The organism is Vibrio kasasachensis (genome assembly GCF_050337565.1).
Classification (GTDB): Bacteria; Pseudomonadota; Gammaproteobacteria; order Enterobacterales; family Vibrionaceae; genus Vibrio; species Vibrio kasasachensis.
On record NZ_JAKJTB010000037.1, the window covers coordinates 1 to 3,957 of the forward strand.

A 3,957-nucleotide genomic window follows, 5' to 3' on the forward strand; every position below is an offset into this window, starting at 1 on the left:
TCGCCGCGAGTGGATAAAGCAAAAACTATATGCGCTCTCGCAAGTCTACTGCATCGATATTTGCGCCTACGCGATTATGAGCAACCACTATCATCTGGTAGTTCATATCAATCGAGATAAAGCACAAGCACTTTCCAATCATGAAGTTGTCGAACGCTGGCAACAAGAGCACAAACTTCCAAGCTTAGTATCGCGTTGGTTATCAGGGCAATCAACCAGTGATGCCGAAACTGAAGCTTGCATGTCAATCATTGACTCTTGGCGCTCTCGCCTATGGAGCCTCAGTTGGTTTATGAAAGAGCTCAATTTTGATATTGCTTGCCAAGCCAATAGAGAAGAAGGGTGCAAAGGGCACTTTTGGGAAAGCCGCTTTAAAAGTCAGGCGTTGCTAGATGAACAAGCGCTAGCCGCAGCCATGGCTTATGTTGATTTAAATCCGTTAAGGGCTGGTATAGCTAACACACCGGAAAACTCAGAATTCACCTCGATTCAAGCCAGATTAGAGGCATTAAATAACCAGCAAGAAACCGCCCCTTGCCTTCACCCGTTTATCGGCAATCCAACCAATGAAAAACTAGACGGTATTCCATTTCGGCTCATGGATTATATCGAACTGGTAGATTGGACTGCGCGCCAGTTTCGAGAGAACAAGGCTTGTTTAAATTCTGCTACGCCGCCAATATTGCAACGGCTTAATCTAAATCAACGCAATTGGCTAAAAGCGTGTACCAAACTGGAGCGCCATCGCAGCACTGCGGTAGGTTGCATTTGCACAATAGAGCCAGCAAGACGCAACTTAAATAAACAACGGATACATCTATTTCGGTTAGATGGTTGAATCTCAGCTGTTTGTTCTCTTCATTCATATAATTGCCAATCCCAAATGAATAATAATATTCATTCAGTTCCGCACGTAAAGGCTCACTCCACGTCACTAAATGTGAATATGAAGAGCTGATATCTGATTTTTTCAGCTGACAAATCCCAAACGAACAATGAATTTACAGAGAGACTAAAACCCTGAAGTTGCTCGAAGTCTTGGCATAGTTGTTTTCTTTATAGTGTGTGTCCTTTTAATCTGCCTTAGACGCAACTTAAATAAACAACGGATACATCTATTTCGGTTAGATGGTTGAATCTCGGCTGTTTGTTCTCTTCACTTCATATAATTGCCAATCCCAAACGAATAATAATATTCATTCAGTTCCGCACGTAAAGGCTCACTCCACGTCACTAAATGTGTATATGAAGTGCTGATATCTTATTTTTCCACCTGACAAATCCCAAACGAACAATGAATTTACAGAGCGACTAAAACCCTGAGGTTGCTCGAAGTCTTGGCATAGTTGTTTTCTTTATAGTGTGTGTCCTTTTAATCTATTTTAATCTAACTGGTCGCGAAAGGTGAGGGAACCACGGAGCCAGCGACAGGGCAAATTGATAAGGATGTATCGCAAGGGGTTAAATCTGAGCAGCAGGGGCAGGGGCCTCCGGGTGTTAGTGAGAATGGATCACCATTAGCTGGAAGTATCCCCCAAGAGAACAAATTTGATTTATCAAAAGTAGAAGTTCTGAGTATAAAAGATGCTAGAAAAATGACAGGTCAAAATAACGGATTGATTTTTGTTCAGGAACCCCAAGGTAATTTCGATAAAAACTTTGTACAATTTGAATCTGGAACTAAAGGTGCATTCTCGGACATTTCATCTAAGAGAAAAGCTGTTCCTGCAATTCGATTTGATAATCCTAACCCAAGGGGGAATAACTTCGTTAAGTTTGATGGTATCGAAGATGATGGAACAACTTTAATTGATCGTAAAACGGCGCTAACGACATTTGATAAGCAATTACAAAGTCTTCAAAGAGTTTCGAATGCCTTGAAGCAAAATCCTGGGTTTAAAGGTGTCTTTGAGTTTCCGAATCAAAAGGCAGCAGATAAGGCAATGGATATACTGATTAGAGAGAATATAACTAATATTACAGTGAGGGTAGCGAAATAATGGTTAAACTTAACTTGGAGCTACGTCATAGGGCAAAACACAATGAATCTTATGATGAAAAGCACATTAGGTTTTTAGAAAGTATTGCGGACTTAGGTGCGCCTTGGAACCTAGAAGGGTTAATGCCCCTTCCAGATATTGGTTCAGAACTTGTGATAAGCGTTTCTTTAGATAAGCTCTTAGGTGCAGGCGTTAAAGGCAATATTACTTATAAATACCGAAGTGAAAAATACCTTGAAGACAATGCTCAGTTCGATGACCACATACAAATTGATTTTAATGAAGGGAAAGTCTCGCTAAATGAGATCATAAAAATTCTAAAGTCATATATCCCTGCATTTGATTGTTATCGAGCAACTTTGCGAAACTGGAGCATCACGAGAAGTGATTGGGCCAAGATAGTTGAAGAAAGTAATAATACGGGTAAGGATGTTAATGGAAGAGATGGGATTTATCGAATAAATTCAATTAATTACTTTGATCGAGAACTGTGCAGTAGGGCATTTGGGCTATCTCCTGAGCAGATTATTCAACGTCTTGAAGGTAAAGTAGAATCGGTTAGCCTGTTTCATGATGGTGTTCTACTAATTTACAGCTCACTTCCAGAAGAACAAGGCAATTTTGAGAATATTGATGAAGAAGTTAAACGCCTACTTCAATGATGAATTATTGAAAAACCAAACACCTAAAGGGGTCACCCATTAGAAATTCATGGTCAAGCGGACAGGACCCTGTAAATAATTCAATAATTAACAAGGACAGGCACCGCAAGGTGATTACAATGAATAATTCTGATAATTACATATTAGAACCAAAGAGTATAAATAGGTGTAATGGTGCTAAATGTGGTATGACTTATGATCCCCCTGCAACTGAAGAAGAGTTGAAGGTTATATTTGATGAGGATGATTTTTAATGAGCCGTAGTGTATTGGACCAAGATACTTACAATAAAATCAGTTCTATGTCTGCATATGGCGATAAACTGGTTGAATCGAATCGATTTGAAGATGGTATCAATAAATATAAAGAAGCTTTGTCACTTGTACCAAAACCACATGAAGAGTGGGAAGCATCGACATGGCTATATGTTGCAATAGGTGATGCGAGATTTCTTCAGAAAGACTTCCAAAAAGCATTGAAGTGCTTTATCAACGCTATTGCATGCCCGAATGGTTTAGGCAATCCATTTATACACTTACGACTTGGGCAGTGTTATTTTGAGGTTGACAATAACAAAGCTGCTGAAGATGAGCTTATGAGGGCGTATATGGGGGGGGGAAAGGAAATCTTTGATGAAGATGACTCAAAATATTTCTCTTTTATAAAGCCATTGATTTTTTAATTGGAGCCTGTAATTTAAATTGTGTATCTGCTTATAATTAAGCAGGCATTAACCATTAACAAGGACAGGCACCGCAAAGTAACCAAAGTATGGTTTGGTGATAACCTAGTTGTAAGTTGGGATGTTTAGTATTGCTGTTGTTATTTGATCTTTTATTCTGAGTAGGTTAAACCCCACTTGAGACTGATTATGACGACAGCCAGAAAACAACAGATATCCGTGGATGCCACACCGTATTATCACTGTGTTTCTCGCTGCGTTAGGCGCAGTTTCTTATGTGGKRTTGACCCGCTAACAGAGCAAAGCTTTGAGCATCGCCGCGAGTGGATAAAGCAAAAACTATATGCGCTCTCGCAAGTCTACTGCATCGATATTTGCGCCTACGCGATTATGAGCAACCACTATCATCTGGTAGTTCATATCAATCGAGATAAAGCACAAGCACTTTCCAATCATGAAGTTGTCGAACGCTGGCAACAAGAGCACAAACTTCCAAGCTTAGTATCGCGTTGGTTATCAGGGCAATCAACCAGTGATGCCGAAACTGAAGCTTGCATGTCAATCATTGACTCTTGGCGCTCTCGCCTATGGAGCCTCAGTTGGTTTATGAAAG

Annotated in this window: 6 protein-coding genes; all 6 read left to right on the forward strand. The window is 40.1% G+C overall.

Annotation, left to right across the window (positions count from 1 at the left end):
* Positions 1-838 (forward strand): transposase (locus L4C38_RS21115; protein ID WP_428799504.1); only part of this gene is annotated, 838 nt, incomplete at its 5' end.
* A gap of 757 nt (positions 839-1,595) precedes the next feature.
* A complete protein-coding gene (locus L4C38_RS21120) occupies positions 1,596-2,000 on the forward strand; it encodes a hypothetical protein (RefSeq protein ID WP_428799505.1) in 405 nt (134 codons plus the stop codon).
* Positions 2,000-2,662, forward strand: a complete 663-nt coding sequence (locus tag L4C38_RS21125) for a hypothetical protein (protein ID WP_428799506.1) — start codon at positions 2,000-2,002, stop codon at positions 2,660-2,662. The genes L4C38_RS21120 and L4C38_RS21125 overlap by 1 nt, the downstream gene beginning before the upstream one ends.
* A 119-nt stretch (positions 2,663-2,781) precedes the next feature.
* Positions 2,782-2,916: a hypothetical protein gene (locus L4C38_RS21130; RefSeq protein ID WP_428799507.1), complete on the forward strand. Its 135-nt coding sequence runs from the start codon at positions 2,782-2,784 to the stop codon at positions 2,914-2,916.
* On the forward strand, positions 2,916-3,344 hold the full coding sequence (locus tag L4C38_RS21135; protein ID WP_428799508.1) for a tetratricopeptide repeat protein: 429 nt from the start codon (positions 2,916-2,918) through the stop codon (positions 3,342-3,344). The genes L4C38_RS21130 and L4C38_RS21135 overlap by 1 nt, the downstream gene beginning before the upstream one ends.
* 189 nt (positions 3,345-3,533) lie before the next feature.
* Positions 3,534-3,957: transposase (locus tag L4C38_RS21140; protein WP_489686418.1), on the forward strand; the 424-nt coding region annotated here is incomplete at its 3' end.

Coding starts and splice junctions, on each gene's coding strand:
- L4C38_RS21135 (WP_428799508.1), top strand. CDS start 2,916: ATGAGCCGTAGTGTATTGGACCAAGATACTTACAATAAAATCAGTTCT.
- L4C38_RS21120 (WP_428799505.1), top strand. CDS start 1,596: ATGACAGGTCAAAATAACGGATTGATTTTTGTTCAGGAACCCCAAGGT.
- L4C38_RS21130 (WP_428799507.1), top strand. CDS start 2,782: ATGAATAATTCTGATAATTACATATTAGAACCAAAGAGTATAAATAGG.
- L4C38_RS21125 (WP_428799506.1), top strand. CDS start 2,000: ATGGTTAAACTTAACTTGGAGCTACGTCATAGGGCAAAACACAATGAA.